10 protein-coding genes are annotated in these 18051 nt (G+C 44.0%); 3 read left to right on the top strand and 7 right to left on the bottom strand.

The window, feature by feature from the left end; all coding sequences use genetic code 11:
* Positions 1-9: 9 nt before the first annotated feature.
* Positions 10-2970, bottom strand: a complete 2961-nt coding sequence (locus CSD97_RS02905) for a SusC/RagA family TonB-linked outer membrane protein (RefSeq protein WP_098031948.1) — start codon at positions 2968-2970, stop codon at positions 10-12.
* A gap of 206 nt (positions 2971-3176) precedes the next feature.
* A complete protein-coding gene (locus CSD97_RS02900) occupies positions 3177-4841 on the bottom strand; it encodes a DUF6377 domain-containing protein (protein WP_098031947.1) in 1665 nt (554 codons plus the stop codon).
* Between the two features lie 231 nt (positions 4842-5072).
* Between CSD97_RS02900 and CSD97_RS02895 the strand changes: the two genes are divergently transcribed.
* Together CSD97_RS02895 and CSD97_RS02890 are read left to right on the top strand one after the other, a co-directional pair.
* Positions 5073-7538 carry a glycoside hydrolase family 9 protein gene (locus tag CSD97_RS02895; RefSeq protein WP_098031946.1) on the top strand — a complete coding sequence of 822 codons (2466 nt, stop codon included), beginning with the start codon at positions 5073-5075 and terminating at the stop codon, positions 7536-7538.
* Positions 7539-7580: 42 nt separating this feature from the next.
* Positions 7581-8384 (top strand): ThuA domain-containing protein, encoded by an 804-nt coding sequence (locus CSD97_RS02890; RefSeq protein ID WP_098031945.1) that lies wholly within the window; start codon positions 7581-7583, stop codon positions 8382-8384.
* Positions 8385-8985: 601 nt separating this feature from the next.
* Here CSD97_RS02890 and CSD97_RS02880 read toward each other — a convergent pair.
* The 5 genes from CSD97_RS02880 to CSD97_RS02860 all read right to left on the bottom strand — a co-directional run bounded on the left by CSD97_RS02880 (position 8986) and on the right by CSD97_RS02860 (position 17725).
* The gene (locus CSD97_RS02880; RefSeq protein ID WP_098031944.1) at positions 8986-10548 is read right to left on the bottom strand and encodes a RagB/SusD family nutrient uptake outer membrane protein; all 1563 of its coding nucleotides are present in this window, start codon (positions 10546-10548) and stop codon (positions 8986-8988) included.
* A gap of 21 nt (positions 10549-10569) precedes the next feature.
* Positions 10570-13680, bottom strand: coding sequence for a TonB-dependent receptor (locus tag CSD97_RS02875; protein ID WP_098031943.1), 3111 nt, complete (start codon positions 13678-13680; stop codon positions 10570-10572).
* 254 nt (positions 13681-13934) lie between these two features.
* Positions 13935-15659 (bottom strand): glycosyl hydrolase family 18 protein, encoded by a 1725-nt coding sequence (locus CSD97_RS02870; protein ID WP_098031942.1) that lies wholly within the window; start codon positions 15657-15659, stop codon positions 13935-13937.
* A gap of 15 nt (positions 15660-15674) precedes the next feature.
* Entirely contained in the window at positions 15675-16940 is a 1266-nt protein-coding gene (locus CSD97_RS02865; protein WP_008665144.1) for an MFS transporter, read from the bottom strand.
* A gap of 53 nt (positions 16941-16993) precedes the next feature.
* Positions 16994-17725, bottom strand: coding sequence for a glucosamine-6-phosphate deaminase (locus CSD97_RS02860; RefSeq protein ID WP_005833056.1), 732 nt, complete (start codon positions 17723-17725; stop codon positions 16994-16996).
* A gap of 85 nt (positions 17726-17810) precedes the next feature.
* Here CSD97_RS02860 and CSD97_RS02855 point away from each other — a divergent pair.
* Positions 17811-18051 (top strand): transposase (locus CSD97_RS02855; RefSeq protein WP_244284012.1); only part of this gene is annotated, 241 nt, incomplete at its 3' end.

The following is an 18051-nucleotide window of genomic DNA, read 5'->3' as shown; positions in this document are numbered from 1 at the left end:
GTTTCTCATTTATTTGAAGCGAAGAGTCACACCTAAACTCAATTGAGTTGCTGTAGGATAAGCACTATTACTATCTACTCCCGGCTGGATACCATTCACGTCTATAATTGAAGGGTCATTACCAGAATATCCGGTCAAGGTAAACAGATTCTTGGCAGACAGATATATGCGCATATTATCCAGTAACTTACGGTTCTTAGGAGTAAAATTATATCCCAAGGTTACATTTACCAGTTTTATGAAGCTACCATCCTCCAGGAAATAGGAAGATATTACTCCACCACCGGTACGGATATTCTTATCTTCCAGATACGCAGAGCGAAGAACATTATCTGTACCACATCCCTGAAGCCCCATACCATATTTACGCATATTGAATACATCAAAACCGAATGTACCGCGGAAGAATACACTCAAATCAAAATTTCTCCAAGTCAGGTTGTTACTCCAAGACAAGAAGTGCTTGGGAGCACCATTGCCAATATAACGTTTATACTTGGCATCAGCCTGAGAAATCGGTATTTGCTCATCTTTATCATTCAAAATAAGCATATTGCCATTTTCGTCAACACCTGCATATTCATAACCGTAGAACTGCCCTATCTCTCCCCCTTCCTGCACACGGAAGAAATATTCGCTGGAACCAGTTCCCGGTTTTAAGTAAAGGTCGAGATAAGATGCCTTGTAAATATCGTTAGAAAGTTTGGTCAACTTAGTCTTTCCATAAGAATAATTGATTCCGCTCGTCCACTTCACTGCTGTTTTAGTAAGGATGTCACCATCCAAAGATACTTCTATACCGGTATTTTTCGTTGTTCCAACGTTAACCAAAATAGTGGAATAGACAAAAGGCGGTTGAGGTGCCGTGTACGTATAAAGCAAGTCTTTAGAACTACGGTCAAAATACTCCACTGAACCACGTAAACGATTCCATAGAACAAAATCAACACCCAGATTAATCGCAACGCTCTTTTCCCAAGCCAAATCCGGATTAGCATTACTAGAGGGAGCATAGCCCGTTACCCAACGCCCGTCAAAGAGATAACTACCATTGGTATTGTAAGTAGAAAGTGATTTATAAGCATCAAAATCCGAACGACCGGTAATTCCGAAAGAAACACGCGGTTTCAAACTGGTCAACACTTTCCGGGTATTCTTCATAAAGCCCATCTCCATCATTTCCCAAGCCAAAGAAGCTGCTGGGAAGTACCCCCACTTTTGGTTAGCACCAAATTTGGAAGAGCCTTCATAGCGCAACGAAGCCGATGCAAAAAGCATATCCTTCCAATTATAGTTCAACCGACCAAAGAAGCCAATAAGTGTCGATTCAGAGCGACCGCTATATAAACTTGCCAAACCATCCTTCAGATAAGAGCCACTGCCCAAATCCCAATATTTCGTATTATCAAAAGAGAAGTCGTTGTTACTACCACCAATCTGTTCCCAGATAGACTTCTCATAAGTATAGCCCACTACAGCCTTAATATTGTGGTCGCCCAAGTTCAGTGCATAATTTCCCAACCACTCCAATCGATTGGTGTACCATTTCTGATACTTCATTTCCGCACGTCCTTTATAACCATTCCAATAGGACTCCGAACCGGCAGACGAAGCATAATATTGTTGCTTCATGTCATTGTAATGCAATGAGTAACTTAATGTTGTATTCAACAAATGCTTTTCTGTCTGCAAAATATTCAGTTTAGCCTCAGCCGTACCCAACAAATACATACGCTGGCCGTTGTTATCTCTCAAAGCAAGCTCCGCAACCGGATTGGTTGCACCCGTAGGAGAAGTAGGCTGATAATACGAACCGTCTGCATTATATACCGGCATTGTAGGATTCATTGTGAGTGCCCTATCGAAGAAACCATCATTTCCCCAGGTTTCATTTACACGACGTGCACTCAACGAACCGTTGAATTGTAAGCGATTCTCCAGTACACGCTGTTCCATAGAAAAACGACCTCCAAATTCTTCACGACCACTCACGATGTCAAGTCCATTGGCACTTTTGTAATTGAAGGAAGCACCATAGAAACCATTCTTTGTGCTACCATCAATAGATATATATTGGTTTGTGTCGTATGCTACATCACGAGTAATCAGTCCATACCAGTCAGTGTCGGCTCCATAGTCTGTACCTCGTCTCGAACGACGGAATTCATCAGCCGACAGAATATCCGGAGAGGGCTTGGCTACATTAAAAGCGATGTAACTGTCATATGTGACTACCGTTTTTCCAGCTTCACCCGAGCCACGTTTCGTTGTAACTAAAATCACACCATTAGCACCTCGCGTTCCGTAAATAGCAGCTGAACCCGCATCTTTCAATACCGTAATAGATTCAATATCCTGTGCAGCGATGTTACGGATATCGCCACCTGCCACACCATCTATGACAATCAAAGGACTATTACTTGCAGAAACAGATGTTGCACCACGTACTTGTAATGAAGAACTGGAGTTAGGATTGGCAGCTGCCTGCGTATTGACATTCAAGCCCGCGACTTTTCCCGATACCATTTCCATCGGGTTATTCATAGCCCCCAAATTAAAATTTTTCTTATCCACTTGTACAATGGAACTGGAAACTTCTTTTTTACTCAATGAACCGTAACCCACTACTACAACTTCTTCCAACACCTGCTGGTCATCATGCAAGACAACATCAATCTTGTTTCTACCGGATACGTTCAGTTCCTGCGTTTGGTAACCTACATAAGAAAAAATAAGTATTGCATCAGGATTGACATTCAATAACACATAGTTACCGTCAATGTCAGTTATCACCCCCGAAGTTGTACCCTTTACCAATACACTTGCACCGATAAGACCTTCACCCGTTGCATCGGTCACCTTTCCTTGTACCTGAAGTTGTTGCGCAACAGCAACACCAGTCATCATAAGAAAACCCAGTAAAAGGATCATGCGCTTTTTAAGGCATCTCTTTAGACTTTTCTTTTTCATCTTATTAGAAATTAGTTAAACAATAAATAGATTGATGCAAATGTATTATCAAAACAAACGCACGATTTGGGCTGAGATAAAAATCTAAAGTCCTGCAACAGGCAATCAACTATAATACAACGCATTACAAAAATGCTATTGCTACTAATTTCTAAATCATTTCTAAACTTTTTAAGGCAGAAGAAAGCCTCAAAAGGAGGATAAAATCAAAAAGAAGTTATTTTCATCACTCGTTCTTCAAAGTCCTCTTTACAAAGAGACTTGTTTTTTAGCTTGGAACGATAAGTATAGATGGTAGTTATGGAATAACGCAAAAATTCTGCAATACGCGCACTGTCTGTAATACCTAAACGAATCAGTGCAAATATGCGCAGTTCGGTAACAAGCAATTCTTCATTTTTAGGATGCAATTGTTCTTCAACTGGCAACAAACGATTAAATTCTTCTACAAAGTTAGGGAATATCTTAAGAAAAGATACATCGAAATTGTGATAGAACTCTTTCAACTCTTGATTTATGAAACGGTCGGACTTCAATGTACGATATAACTCCTCAAGTTTACCGGCAGCAGCCTGCTTGTTCAATATGCGGCGATATTCTTCCATTTTACTTATATAAGAGGAACTTAAACTGAGGAAACGTCCCAAATACTCTTCCTTAATATGATTGGCTTCCGTAAGAGTCTGATTAGTATGCAATAATCGTTCATTAGCCTCATGTTGAGACTTGTTCAGCTTCTTCAATTCACTATTCAATATACTCAATTGGGAATTGGCAGCAACAACTTTTTTACGGGCATAAGACAATTTTTTCATTTGCCATAGCACACACAGTACTGTCAATAGAAGGAAAACAGAAAGGATACATATGCCTGTAATAAACATTCTCTGCCGCTGTTGCTGTATTTCCTTTTCTTGCTGATAAGCACGATCTATGAGCGGAAGCATCTTGGAATTCTGCGAACTACGCAACCGAGTAGTATAATAATTAGCATCTTCCATACTAATCTTGATATAGTGATTAGCACGTTCCAAATCGCCCATTCCATAAAGTAATTCCGCTAATGCGCACAAAGAATAATTTTCTTTCACCACTGCCCTAATGTCAGCAATGGCACTGCTAATACGTGCTTCCATTTCTTTCTGCTTGTTCCCCACGACATGATAAGCAAAAGCCAGAATTGAAGTAGCTACTGCATACTCACGCGTATTGGATTTCAACCGAGGTAAAAAATTCTTCAATAAACATATAGCCTCCTGACTTTTTCCCTGGTCAATGAGCTGAGGTGCATGCACGACTACATATCTATAAGTATCTTCCGGTACTAGGCTGATTATAGAATCCCTATACAAATTTGCTATCCGAAGATAATTGTTCACGTAGTTCCGATCAGTGGCGTACTCTGCCTGATAGAGATATAGGTTTTCAAAACATACATAATAGTCCACTATATTTTCACCCTCCAACGTGTTACGAGGAAGCGATTTCAGCAATTCCATTGCTTCAACAAAAAAGCCCGAAGTATTTAGAATATGTACTTTATTTAATATAGAACTATTTATCCATTGCCTATTATTTAGCCGTGTGGCAATAAGAATATTTTCATTTATATAATGTAATGCAGAATCACTAATATAAGAATTATATTCGGCAAAAAGACGATTTTGTATCAGATAACGCTCCATGTCAGTAAGCCTCCCTTGCTTCAACTCATCCTTTATCAAAGAAATATACCGTTCTTTTTCTTCCTCGTATTGTCTACGCATCACGATAGTCTTATCCAGAACAGACAAAAGGCTATCTATTGCAGATGCATACATACCAAGCGAACATGGCAACAGCATTATTATTAAAATCAAGATACGCATCATAGGTTAACATTGTGACATAACTTCGCAAAGTTACAATTTTCTTCTGTTATGAAAATACGATTTTAGTATTTTCTTTGGCATTATAAGTCGTACATCATAGGGATTATACATCTACCGAAATTCATATTTCCTCTACTTCGGATAGCTTTTAAAGCTTTTATGGCAGTTTTCAAACCTCCTTCTGCCTAATAATGGCTAACATTGCAACCGAAACCAAAGGTTGACGTCAACATGAGAAAGACATTATTATTTTTATACCTTTTATCTCTCGGCAGTATTGCCGCATACGGTCAGACACGTCTGACCCAAGACCCCAAACTGGAACGACAACTCCACGAAAGCGGACTGATACATCAACCCCTCCCCCTGGATATTGAAAACTCTTTCGAAACCAACGGATGGAAAAAGGAGGTCTTGCAAAGCGCTCCTCTCACCCGCTCGGCAGGTACAGAGGGATGGAGTCATTCCGGCGCAGGAAGCATGTCCTTCAGTACGGAAAAGACCGTTTCCGGCAAAGGCAGCATCAAACTGCAATTCCCCACATTCACCGGGAAAAGGGCGACCGGCTCTCCTTCCGACCCAGACTATGCCACCTACGGAAACAGCAGTGTTACCTATCATCTAGACGGCGCCAATCTGGAGAAGTACAACCGCATCGTATTCTCCATCTATCCCGATTGCGACGGCGCGCGCATCGTCAACATGAACCTCACGTTTCGCAATGCAGATACTCCTGCCAAGAAAGGATATAATCAGCCTTCGGGTTCACACCTCATTAACCTTATTAATAAGGAGTGGAACCAATGCTTCCTCGAAATAGACGAGTATCAGCGCGACAAGGTGATATCCATCACCTTCAGCACAGCCCTCAAAGGCAAAGACCGGACTACAGGAGATTCAGCTATCTACTACCTGGACAATCTACAACTGCAAACGGTGAAAGCCCCTGAGAAAGTCAGCGGATGGATACCTGCCGATGGAAAAATCTCCTACTCGACAACCGGCTATGCCGTCAACCACCCCAAAACCGCCCTCATCAACACAAACCTCACCATAGACGCCGGAAAGCGCTTCCAACTGCTTACCCCAACCGGAGAAATAGCTTACGAAGGAGACATCCGAAAAGAGAAAACCACTCTCGGAGAATTTGGCCTTATTGATTTCACCTCCTTCAATAATCCCGGAGAGTATCAGCTGAAGGTCGGAACATCGCTAACTCCCACCTTCCGGATTGGAGAAAGACTTTGGGAAGATTCACAATGGAAAGTGCTGAACTTCATCTTCTGCCAGCGCTGTGGACATCCGGTTCCCGGCAAGCATTCCACCTGCCACGTAGACCTCATGTCCCGACATGACGGACGCAGCATCTCCTACTCCGGCGGATGGCACGATGCAGGAGACTTGTCCCAGCAAACCTTGCAGACGGGAGACGTGACCTTTGCTCTGCTCGAAGCCTATAATAAACAAAGAAATATCAACCCAGCCCTCGCCGCCCGCCTGCGTGAAGAGGCGGAATGGGGAGTAGAGTTCATCCTAAAGAACCGCTACGGCGATGGTTACCGCGCCAGCAGCATGGGATTGCTTATCTGGCAAGACGGTGTGTTCAATACATTGGACGACATATCTTCCGTACGTGTACAGAACATGGCATTTGACAACTTTCTCTATGCCGGATACGAAGCTTACGCCTCCATGACGCTGGACAACGACCCGATGCTGCAGGAATACCTATTGCGCGTGGCCGAAGAAGATTTCGCTTTTGCTATGGAGAAGTTCAAAAAAGATGGCTTCGACCAGTTCGTCCAGCCTTACGAACACAGTTACAACACTTCGAAAAGTCAGTATATGGCTACCATCTCCTGGTCGGCAAGCCAATTATACAAGCTGACCGGAAAACCTTCTTATGCGGACATCGCCGCCGAATACATCCGCTACACCCTCGACTGCCAGCGCACGGAACCGCTGAAAGACAAAGACGGGACACGCGGATTCTTCTACCGGGACAAATCCCGCAAATCCATCGTACATTACATACACCAGTCGCGCGAGCAGGTCTATATGCAGGCCATGGTGATGCTTTGCGAAACCCAGAAGGAGCACCCCGATTATCCTAAATGGGTGAATTCCATACAACTATATGGAGAGTATCTGAAAGGAATGATGAAGTATACCCATCCCTACGGTATGATTCCAAGCGGTGTTTACCATGCAGAGGAATATAAGGATACCACCAACTTCTACGCCCTCCATCTGTTTCCCCCTGCCAATGCCAAGGAACTGTACACGGAACAGATTAAACGAGGAGTACAACTGGACAAAGAGCACTACATGAAACGTTTCCCCGTGTGGTTCAACATTTTCAACGGCAATACCGCCATCCATCTTTCCAACGGAAAGTCCGCCGCCATCTGCGGAAACTTCCTGAAGGACAAGGAACTGCTCAACATCGGTCTGGAACAGTTGTACTGGACCGTAGGCAAGAATCCTTTCGGACAATCCTTGATTTATGGAGAAGGACACAACTATCCGCAACTGAATACCTTCTCTTCGGGAGAAATGACAGGAGAGATGCCCGTTGGTATCCGTACCCTGGGTAACGACGATGTCCCCTATTGGCCGCAAACCAACAATGCCTGTTATAAAGAGGTATGGATTACCTCGGCAGGCAAATGGCTGTCTCTGATTGCGGAATATTAGATAATGGAGAATTAATAACTTATAAATTATAAATTACAAATTATGAAACATCTGTTTATTTTATTGTTTACGGCTTGCACCCTGCTGACGTACGCACAAGTCCCCGAAGGTTATCCGGCAAACTATGCCAAAGCTCCTCGCTTCAAGGCCTTGGTTTATTACACCCAACATGCGGAAGAAGCACACGTACAATTTGCAGAACAAGCAACCACTTTCTTCAAGAAGCTCAATTACGGTGACGGCTTTGTTCTGGATATTACTACCGATTTTTCAAAATACCCATACGAGAAACTGAAAGAATACAATGTCATTATCATGCTTAACACATCCCCCAACACCAAGGCCGAACGCGATGCTTTTGAGCAATACATGGAAAACGGAGGCGGTTGGGTAGGTTTCCACGCAGCAGCCTACAACGACAAAAACACGCATTGGCCCTGGTTCGTTAAGTTTCTTGGTGGTGGGGTGTTCTATTGCAACAACTGGCCTCCCCAGCCGGTATTGGTCGAAGTCGACAACGAAGAACATCCCGTTACCAAGAATCTGCCTGCATCATTCGTGGCTCCCGCCAGCGAATGGTACCAATGGACTCCCAGCCCCCGCCAGAACAAGGACGTAGAGGTACTCTTGTCCCTATCTCCCAAGAACTATCCACTGGGTATCAAGGATGTAGTGAATTTTGGCGACTTCCCCATCGTATGGTCCAACAAGAATTACAGAATGATTTACCTAAATATGGGACATGGTGACGAAGAGTTTATCGACGGTACACAGAACCTGCTATTGGTTAATGCTTTCCGCTGGGTAGTGAGCAAAGACAAGAACGGTGACCCGTTCCTCAAATGAAACAACTCCCATAACAGTAATCAAAAGAATAAAATAGGATAGTATTCTTCAAATCTTCTCCAAAATACAACACTTTTATGCCGAAACAGATACTTTTCGAAGGAAAAGGTATCTGTTTCGGTTGTTTCATATAGATACCCTTGCTGGTCCCGACAAGTTGGAATGATAGTTTCCTATAGTCGAAACCAAGAGTTTTAACCTTTGAAACGAATGGTTTTATCGAAAGAAACTTTTGGTTTTTCTTGTTGAAACCAATAGTCTTACTTGTCAAAACTTTTCGTATTTAGTCTTGAAACTAAAAGTTTCATGCTGAGAACTAAGATTATAACTATTTCAACGACCCACGAAACAAGTATGCATACCATCTTTTACAAAAATTGGAAAGCGTGATGGATGGTTGTAATGTTTTTTATCTATCACAGGTATCCATCACACTTTAATTAACTTATAATCAAAAGAATAATCTCTTCGCGTGACAGCATGACAGATGTTTTGCCGAAATAAACTTTAGTGAGAGATACCGCCACTGCCTACACATAAAAATCCCCAGTATTCCAAAAGGAAATACCGGGGACTCTTCAGAAAGAAAACCGATCTAAACTTATAACCAGCCAGGGTTCTGTGTCAAGCCACCTTTAGCCCTATCCATTTCCGACTGGTCAATCGGGAAGTACCTGAACTTCTCCGTCCAACCTTTGTTACCTAAAATCTCTGTTCCTTTATCGAAACGCAGAATGTCAAACCAACGCTGCATTTCATCCATAAACTCATACCCACGCTCTTCAAAAAGAATATCCAACAACTCCTGCTTGCTCTTTCCCGCCAAGTTGATACGATGCTCTTTGTCTTTGAAAGCGCGGTCTCTGACCTGGTCGAACCAGCCTTGCGCATCGGCACTGGCAGTTCCGTTGATGCGTACATCAAGCTCCACAGCCAGCAGCAAAACATCGGCATAACGGTAAATACGCCAAGAGTTATAATAGTTATCCGTAGGGTTCACCGTAGACGTCGTCTCCTTTCTCGGATGAATCTTATAGTGCCCCAGGCCTTCGTAATTTTCCTGCTGGTCACTGACTTGGAAAGCACTTCCTGCCGGCAGTTCACCTTTGGCCACCATTTCTGCCACTTTCTTAGCCTCGTCCGCATAGACAATGACTGTTCCTTCTCGGCGCGTATCACCTTCCTTAAACATGTTGTAAACAGTACTCGGCATGGTGTTCTGTCCATAACCTTCGCCTAATCCACCCTGCTCGGCACTTCTCGGGTCAACAATGTTACGACCGCCCAAAGAACGTGCAAGCCCAAACCCTTCACCGGAGTTATTGCCGGCATAACATACCTCAAAGATAGATTCCGCACACCATTCTCCGTCTTTCACCCATAAGCTTTGATAATCAGGGTTCAACTGGTATCTTCCACTGGTGATTATTTCTTTCATGTCATTCAATGCCACCTGATATTTAGTCTCATCACGATGGAACAAAATAATTTTAGCACGAAGCAGCTTGGCAGCATCCCGGCAAACGCGTCCCTGCTGTGTAGCACTGCGCTGGGGCAGATACTTAGTCACTTCGTCATCCAAGTCACCCATCATAAACTCATAAATTTCTTCACGGGTTCCTTTGGCAACGCTATACATTTCACTGGCTGCCAGATAATGTTTGATAAGCGGGAATTGCTCATACCCCATAAACAGATGGTAATAGAAAATGGCACGGTAAAAGCGCGCTTCGGCAGAAATGGAATTGACAAAGTCTGCACTGAGGTTGCATCCGGCCAATTTGTCAATCAACAGATTGGCAGCAATGACTCCATTGAACAAGCCAAAATCCCACTCATTCCACCAAGAACCATATCCCCATGCACCGAAACAAGAAGTCGCGTCATAGGTAAAAGTATCCCATTTCGTCTTGTAAGACCCCTCACCGATACCACCGCCGGTTTCGGACTCATCACCCAGCAAAGAAGAGTAAGACCAAACCTCCGGCATACGGGTCTGCATTTCATTCATCACGGCATACAAGCCCTTCATCATATCGTCTTCCGTCTTATAGAATTCGGTTTCCGACACCTGAGTTCTCGGATTCACTTCCAGAAAATCTGAACAAGCTGTGGTCGACAAAGCCATCGCACCCAAAGCCAATACCTTTAATATCTTATTCATTGTATCTAATTTTTAGGTTAATCAAAATGTAATATTCGCACCGATAGTATAAGTACGTGCTTGCGGATATGTTCCCCCGTCAAATCCATCACGTGTTCCCACTTCAGGATCATAACCGCTATAATTGGTGATTGTAAACAGATTCTCGCCCTGCACAAAGAAACGCAGCCCCTTGATGCCGACACGCTGCAACATCTGTCCGGGCAGACTGTAACCTATCTGCAACACTTTCAAACGCATATACGATCCATCTTCTACAAAGAAGTTTGAAACCTGATAGTTATTGTTGTCACCATCTATGATACGTGGTACCCAATTGGAAGTTCCTTCACCGTGCCAACGGTTCAACCAGGATTTGTCGTAGTTACCAAAAGTCACATTGGAACGTCTGTACAGTTTATAAATGTCGTTTCCGATACTTCCCTGGAAGAATGCACTGAAATCAACTCCTTTCCAATCGGCAGAAAGAGTGAATCCATATGTCCAGTCAGGGTTCGGCTTGCCTATCATGGTACGGTCATCACCATTCAACCCATTTTCACCATCCAAATCTTTAAAACGAATATCTCCAGGCTTGGCATTCGGCTGTATCAGCTGAGTCTTTCCGTTAGAATCTACGTAGGTATAGCTATCTATCTCCTGCTGATTCTGGAAAATACCATCATGCAAGTAACCGTAGAAGAAGCCGTACGGACGCCCGTTCTCTCTCCAACTGACCTGGCCGCCCATACCACCGCCGATATTATTGAGACCGACACGGTCGGGGCCCTGGTCTGTTACGGTATTCTTCACATAAGAAGCATTTCCATTGATACCCAGATTCACTTCACCCACCTTAAAGCGATAGGACGCTTCGAACTCGATACCTTCGTTCTTCACTGTACCCGAATTGACCGTCATACTGCCATAACTGGTATAAAGAGGAATCGGCATGGAAAGCAGCATGTCCTTCGTCTTCTTCACGAAATAGTCGGCAGAGAATGTCAATGCACTGTTGAAGAAACGCAAGTCAATACCCAAGTCGGTCTGTTCGGAGGTCTCCCATTTCAAATCGGCATTGGCATAGCCACTGGGCAGCATGCCCGTATATACCTTTCCATTTATGACTGCATTCTTACCCTGACTCATCATACTTGTATAGGCAAAGGAGCCAATACGTTCGTTACCATTCTGTCCCCAGCTTAGACGTATCTTGGCAAAATCCAACCAGGAAGGTCTGTTCTCCATGAACTTCTCCCGAGTCAACACCCAACCCAAAGAAACCGAAGGGAATGTAGCATACTGGTGGTCACGACTGAAGTTTGACGAACCGTCCCGTCTCACTACCGCTTCGAACAAATACTTTTCATCATAATTATAATTGATACGTCCGAATACGGATGCAATGCGGTGGTCTTCCGCCCCACCCCATACTTTGGACTGCTCTTCGGGTGCTGTGGCCGTGTCTATATATCCCTTGTCTATATCCACCACCAGCAGATTATAATCTTCCGCTTCCAAATTGGAGTAATGGTAGGAAGACATACTCGTACCGAACAGTGCACCTATATTATGACGGCCGAAAGACTTTGTATACGACAGTACATTTTCCCACTGCCAATAGGAAGACTCCCTTTTCTTATCCTCTACCTTGGAAGTGGCATTCTTACTGGTAGCATTCAGCTCGTAGACTGGAGTCACATTCTTAATGGAATTGAACACCCATTCCGCACCATAGGTAGTCTTGAACTTCAAACCCGGTAACAAGTCCACATCAAGGTTAAAGTTCGCACCGAAATTCTGAGGCATAGTCCTCTGGTTATGACTGACCTGCATGGCTGCCAGCGGATTGGTTATTTCACGCATCTCGATGATATTGTATGCCAGGCCGTTGGGAGCAATGACATGATTTGGATAAGTTACGGCATATTGCTCCAGTATAGCAGGGTCGGTCTGATAAACCGGTTCGGTAGGAGGCAACATATTCATGGAAGTAATCAAGCCTGCTGCTTCACTATTGCCAATAGTATTACCAGTCTGGATTGACTTGGAATAGCTTGCAATTGCACCAAAACTAATCTTATTCAACCAATTTCGTGATTTCGTGTCCAGTAATACATTATTGTAATTCAAGCGTACATTGTAGCGTTCATAATCAGCATGTCCTTTAGCATAAATACCTTCTTGCTTTACATAACCGAAAGAAGCATAATAGGTAGAGTTGTCCGTACCGCCACTCAACGAAACCTTGTGGTTCATAATAGGAGCATTCTTGTTCTGCAGTTCCTTTTGCCAGTCGGTATTGACGCTGGAAACAGTCGGGAAATAAGGATCCTTACCTGCATTGGCAGCCATTTCATTCATCAACATCTGATAATCCGCACTACCCAGCAAATCCACCTTCTTGGAAGGATTCTGAATACCGTACGTAAATTCATAGTTCAAAGTAGCCTTTCCTTTAGTACCCTTCTTCGTAGTAATCAGTACAACACCGTTAGCACCACGGGCTCCGTAAATAGCGGCGGAAGCTGCGTCTTTCAGCACTTCAATAGACTCAATATCAGAAGGATTCAAATGACTGATACCACTTTCAGACGGCATGCCGTCTACTATATAAAGCGGATCGGAGTTGTTGACCGTACCGGTACCCCGAATACGAATCTTTGATTCCGCACCGGGCTGACCTGAATTAGAGATAATCTGTACACCGGAAACTTTACCTTTCAAGGCATTCTGAATATTTGTAGGATTACCTTTATCCAACTCTTCACTGGTAACACGGCTCACAGCAGACGAAAGTACACTCTTCTTTTGTACACCATAGCCTACTACAACTACCTCGTCCAGCAACTCAGAAGAATCAGTAAAACGGACTTTCAGATTTGTATCTGCAGCAGTCAGTTTATACTCAATAGGCTCATAACCGATAAAGGTGAAGACCAACACATCACCCACAGAAGCTTTCAGACTGAAATTCCCATCAATATCCGTCACAGTACCCACAGCCGGATTACTTTTCATACTGACATTAGCACCCGGAACCGTTTCTCCGGAAGGGTCATAAACGACACCCTGCACATTAATTTGTTGTGCGAAGAGCTGCAAAGTGCAACTGAGAATGCAAAGCAGCAAAAGGACTCTTTTTCTTTTCATGATAATAGTATTAGTTTATAAAATAGGAAGTTATTCATATTGTATTGATACAAATTCCAATACTTCGATAAGCGAAATTACGTACTAAACAAGAAATGGAAGTTGAATATTTCTCATAAGGAGTTCATTTACTAACACATCCATAAAAAACGTTTTATTTTAAACTTAAAGTGATAAAGTTTAAACCCATAAAAAAACGGATACGTTTCTGTAACGTACCCGTTTTCTTCCAAATCCATTGATTATAAAAAGTATTACCTTTCTAAAGTCCAGTTAATGGCATTTCTGAACATGGTCGTAAACCCTTCCGTTTCGTACAACTTACTACTATGCCCTATCTGGAAATAAACATTGCGTGCCTTTTTGCTTTCATTGACCCAAACCACCGGATGATCGCCCATCTTGATGTCCGATGCAGGCGTGTAGCTCGATTCGTCTACATTGGCTAATACATGTACATTAGGGCGCGGACTCTTGTCATAAGTATACCACTCGTCATCGGGCACCACGAAAGAGGCCGGAACATCCTTCATTACCGGATGCTGTTTATCTTCCACAATCAGCGTACCGTCGGCCAGCGGAGCTATGTAGTTCTTGAAACGTACACCACCCATGAAATCAGAGAACCATTGCCACATGGGATAACCGTCAAACTCGCCCAGCAAAGTAGCATGATGGAAACCGATCCAGCCGCCACGGCCTTCTTCTATATACTTGACGAATGCATCTTCCGCTTCCTTCGGCCAAGTATAAGGCGGGAAATCCAATTGAATAACCAAGCTGAACTGCGACAAGTAAGCCTCCGTTATGTTCCTGGCATTGTTTATCTCGGTAATACTGAAATTCCCCTTTACACCTTCGGCCGCCAACCACTTCAAGCCGGCATCTGTAAATCCTCCGTGCTGTCCACCACGTTCCGTCAACACCAGTACCTTCGCCTTGTGCGGCTTGCCCAATAGGTTTTCTGCTACCGTACGGCGCAAATCACCCTGCTCATTGTCTCCGCTATAATCCCAATACATGCCTCCCAGCAAATCTTTATCCAGAATATACTGACACTTGATGGCAAGTGAACGGGGATTCTCAAAACCAAATACCAACGTATCATTCTTATCGGCCAGATAAGGCACTTGAGCCACCTCATCCCACTTTTCAGTATATTGGGTATCCGTATTCCCTACCTTATTATAGTCTTGGAAGCTGGGATAACCGTCACCTCCACGACCATAGAAGGGCATACCCATCACCAGCTTGGAAGGCGGTACGCCCGCTTTCAAGTGTGCAGTAACGGCACCGTCCGAAGTAATGTCACCGCTATGTCCTGACGGATAAAGCGCCGAATGGTGCTTGGGAGCAGAAGCCATGTCATAAGCCATGATATTCACAAAATCGACGGAAGGCAAGATAGCCTTGAAGTCAATGTAACGGGCAGAAGCTACGGTGGCAAGTGTCAGTTCCTTTTCATTGCCGATGGCAGCTCTGATATCCTGCATCAGAAGTGTAAAATTCTCCGTATCGTCCGGTGACGAGGATATATTTGCCATAGAGCTGGTGGGATATTCCCAATCGATGTCAATGCCATCCAAAGCGAACTCCTTCACCACACGGTCACAGTCCGCGGCAAAAGCACGGCGATATTCATCATTGGCAGCCATCTCACTGAAACGTCCGCTTCCCCAGCCGCCGATGGAAAGCAGCACTTTCAGCTCCGGCTTCTGTTTCCTCAAATCAACAATCTGTCTCAAACGTTCCTCATTATCAATCTTGACACCGTTAAAGCTCTCGTTTACATGACCGAACGCATAGTTGATATGCGTCATGTACTGCGGGTCGGGCATCACCTCACTCCACGAAGTGACATAAGCAACCACAACCTTTGAATCGCGGGAAGCCGCAACGACCTCTTCTCCCGACTTAACGCTACCGCATGAAACCAATACGCCCAAAGCGGCAGCCATCATCATTCTAATTTTTTTCATAAGTACTATCTTTAATTACAAATTATCGCAGGTCTGACGGACCCGTGAACCTATCAATGCATAATACAGCATAAACGCTTCTCCAAAAAGAACGATGAGCCATGACCATCTCCAGCCTCCAAGAACATCGGCAAGCACTCCTTGCAACAAGGGCAATATGGCACCGCCTACCACTCCAATCATGAACACACCCGAAGCCACCGAAGTGTATTTTCCCAAATGGGCAACGGACAAAGTAAAGATAGCTCCCCACATGATGGAATGGAACAGACCTACTGCCGTGAGCAGCCACGGATTATTCAGAAGAATGGCCAGTAGGGCGAGTAGTCCTGCCGATACCGTAGTAACCGTCAACTGCACGCGGGGAGAAATCCTGCTCAGGCTACTCCCCACCAGGCGGCCCACAAGCATACCACCCCAATAGAGCGTAGCCATCAGTGCCGGAGAAGCATAATCCATCTCGATGGCGTACAGATTGATATTGGCCCCGATACAGACTTCCACTCCTACATAAAAGAAGATAGCCACCACGCCCAATGTCAGATGACGGAAGGACCATACACTTTTTTCCAGCTTTTCTCCCTTCTCTACCCTGGTTCCTTGGATATCGGGCAAAGACAATTTCATCAACAACAATACAATCAAAGAAATAACAGCCATCAATGCCAGGAACGGAACCATCAGCTGGTCAATCTGAATGTCCTCCATAGACAGACCACCGAACACGACACCGGTCACGAAATAAGGAGCAAGCGTAGTTCCCACAGAATTGGCGGAACCGCCTATAGCCAAACGCTGAATGGACTGGGTACCCTTGACATGGCAAGCCGTCAGATAAGGATTTATAACCACTTGCAGAATGGTAGCCGAAGCCCCTACCACGAAAGAACCCAGTAAGAAAATCAAGAACCCTCCAGGGATAACATTATTTCCTGCATGCCAATTCGCTTCAGGAAAGTGTACTGTGAAATAGGAAGAGGCAAAGAACAAACCAAGCCCCACAATCATCACCAGCAATCCACGCATCAATGTTCCTTTATATCCGTATTTACTAATCCACGACGAGCCTACCCCTCCACAAACCGGATAAGCAAGGAACCAGGAGAAAGTAATCAAAGTAGCAAAAGTATTTTTCAACCCGCCCACTTCCGAAAGAAAAGTTTCTTTCAGAGGACCCTGAAACTGAGTATTGGCAGTCGTAAGGAAACCTACAATAAAGAACAAGAACACCATCGTGATGAATGGCCCCATATAGTTTATTTGTTTTTCTTGTTGTGTCATAGTATTTTGATTATTAATTCAAATAATTAGTTATCAGCCGCCTGCAAGGCGACTTAGCAGTTAAGCATGCTTGCCGCCGCCTCATCCAGCAGAAATTCACAGTTGGGATGAAGCTGAAGGATGGAAGCAGGAACATCTGTTGTCACAGGCCCTTCAAGCATCCGCTTGACAATATCCGCTTTATTAGTCCCTTTGGCAACCAGTACAATCCGGCGTGCCTGCATAATGTTCTTTATTCCCAAAGTAGCCCCTCCCAACTCTTTATCGGGAGGAGTACCCGTTTCTCTACGGATGCGTTCTTCCAGTTCCACATTCATCCGGGTCACCCATGCTTCACCGCCAAAGGGAGATTCCGGCTGGTTGAATCCCAGATGTCCGTTCTCACCCAACCCTAAAATCAGCAAATCAATGCCGCCACGGTTCGCAATTTCCTGCTGGAAATCCCTGCATGACTGTTCAAAATCACCAGAAATGGTAGGCAGCATCAAAAAATTCTCTTCCTTGATGCCCAATGTATCCATCAACTCCGTTTTCAGCATCGTGTAGCATGCTCCGGCATATTCGCGCGGCACATTCGTTACCTCATCCAATCCGAAGAAAGTAACGGTATCCACCTTAAACGGATATTTAGTATAGATTTCTCCCACCAACCGATGAAGATTGCCGGTAGTACGTCCCGTCGAAAGTCCTATCACACTCTCCGGTTCATTCAACATCTGCCCGATGATGCGCCATGCAGCCGTGCAGTCAAACTCCTTTTCATTCTTTGTTATTGTTATTTTCATATTCTTAGAAGCTGTTTTGAAATGATTAAATTATTTATATTTATCTGTTAATCAGTTGGTTAATTGAAATAATTTTCGTAACTTTATGGTTGCAAAACAAATAGTTATGAGCAATTATTCAACTAACCTAACTGAAAAACAGTGGCAAGTTATCAAAAATATTGTAGAACCACAAGAAAGAACTAGAAAAAAGTGTCTCAGAGAAATTCTGAACGCCATATTCTATATCAGCAAAAGTGGCTGTCAATGGCGAATGTTGCCTTCCGACTTCGCCCCTTGGCAAACTGTTTACTACTATTTCCGCAAGTGGAAACTCGAAGGGGTTT

Origin of the sequence: Bacteroides sp. AR29, from assembly GCF_900217715.1 — a bacterium.
Lineage (GTDB): Bacteria > Bacteroidota > Bacteroidia > Bacteroidales > Bacteroidaceae > Bacteroides > Bacteroides uniformis.
Note: the sequence above shows the minus strand (reverse complement) of the source record. Positions and strands in the feature narration are given on the sequence as shown.

What these genes read in the sequence shown, in the direction of transcription:
- CSD97_RS02905 (WP_098031948.1), bottom strand. Translation starts at nt 2,970, where the DNA reads ATGAAAAAGAAAAGTCTAAAGAGATGCCTTAAAAAGCGCATGATCCTT.
- CSD97_RS02900 (WP_098031947.1), bottom strand. Translation starts at nt 4,841, where the DNA reads ATGATGCGTATCTTGATTTTAATAATAATGCTGTTGCCATGTTCGCTT.
- CSD97_RS02895 (WP_098031946.1), top strand. Translation starts at nt 5,073, where the DNA reads ATGAGAAAGACATTATTATTTTTATACCTTTTATCTCTCGGCAGTATT.
- CSD97_RS02890 (WP_098031945.1), top strand. Translation starts at nt 7,581, where the DNA reads ATGAAACATCTGTTTATTTTATTGTTTACGGCTTGCACCCTGCTGACG.
- CSD97_RS02880 (WP_098031944.1), bottom strand. Translation starts at nt 10,548, where the DNA reads ATGAATAAGATATTAAAGGTATTGGCTTTGGGTGCGATGGCTTTGTCG.
- CSD97_RS02875 (WP_098031943.1), bottom strand. Translation starts at nt 13,680, where the DNA reads ATGAAAAGAAAAAGAGTCCTTTTGCTGCTTTGCATTCTCAGTTGCACT.
- CSD97_RS02870 (WP_098031942.1), bottom strand. Translation starts at nt 15,659, where the DNA reads ATGAAAAAAATTAGAATGATGATGGCTGCCGCTTTGGGCGTATTGGTT.
- CSD97_RS02865 (WP_008665144.1), bottom strand. Translation starts at nt 16,940, where the DNA reads ATGACACAACAAGAAAAACAAATAAACTATATGGGGCCATTCATCACG.
- CSD97_RS02860 (WP_005833056.1), bottom strand. Translation starts at nt 17,725, where the DNA reads ATGAAAATAACAATAACAAAGAATGAAAAGGAGTTTGACTGCACGGCT.